The 980-nt window shown below is 61.5% G+C and carries 1 protein-coding gene; it reads left to right on the top strand.

Annotated elements, in window-relative coordinates; translation table 11 throughout:
- The first annotated feature begins 194 nt into the window (after window positions 1-194).
- Window positions 195-911 (top strand): FadR/GntR family transcriptional regulator, encoded by a 717-nt coding sequence (locus tag ACW9JE_RS30870; RefSeq protein WP_224541696.1) that lies wholly within the window; start codon window positions 195-197, stop codon window positions 909-911.
- Window positions 912-980: the final 69 nt, after the last annotated feature.

Raw genomic sequence — 980 nt, 5'->3', positions numbered from 1 at the left:
AACCCCAGAAACCCTGTGGGAGCGGGCTTGCCCGCGAAGGCGGTGTGTCAGTCAGCATCCATGGCACTGACACGCACTCATCGCGGGCAAGCCCGCTCCCACAATGGATTGGTGGGCCGCTTATAAAATCAATTTGACACCCAATCGTATGATGATTAGCGTGTGCCTCCATCGCACATGCTTCCGAGGTGTCCATGTCCAGCAGTTTTCACGCGTCGACCGTCGACTGGCTCGGTTGCTGGATAGCCGCCGGGCAGGTCAAGCCCGGTGAGTCGCTCAAGGTGGAAGCCGATCTCGGTGAACAGCTGGGCGTCAGCCGGACCGTCATTCGCGAAGCCATCAAGACTCTCGTCGCCAAAGGCATGCTCGAAGTCGGGCCGAAGGTCGGCACTCGTGTACTGCCGGTCAAGCGCTGGAACCTTTTCGATCCACAAGTCGTTGGCTGGTTGTCTCGTGGCGGATTGCCGGAAAACTTCGTCGACGATCTGCTCGACCTGCGTCGCACCATCGAACCGATGGCCGTGCGCTGGGCCTGCGAGCGCGCCACCGCCCCGCAGGTGGAAGCCATCCTGCTGGCCTGCAATGCCCTGGAGCGGGCCGTGGACAGTGGCATCGACTACAACCGCGCCGACCAGCTCTTCCACGAGTGCATCCTCGCAGCCAGTCACAATCAATTCATCGAACAAATGATCCCCGCCCTCGGCGCGCTGCTGGCGGTGTGTTTCGAAGTGTCCGCCGCCGACCCGGACGAATTGCGCCGCACCTTGCCGGTTCACAAGGACATGGCCGAAGCCATCGCCGCCCGGGATGCCGCGCGGGGTGTCTGGGCCTGCATGACCTTGATCGATAACGCTGACCTTGCGATCAAGCGCTACTACCCGCAGTTCATGGCGGACAAGAAAACCGGCTGATACACCGAAACCACTGTGGGAGCGGGCTTGCTCGCGAATGCGGTGGGTCAGCCAACATCAATGTCGACT

This window comes from Pseudomonas sp. SDO55104_S430 (assembly GCF_054070595.1).
The sequence above is the reverse complement of the archived record's forward strand: the minus strand, read 5'-3'. Positions and strand labels throughout refer to the sequence as shown.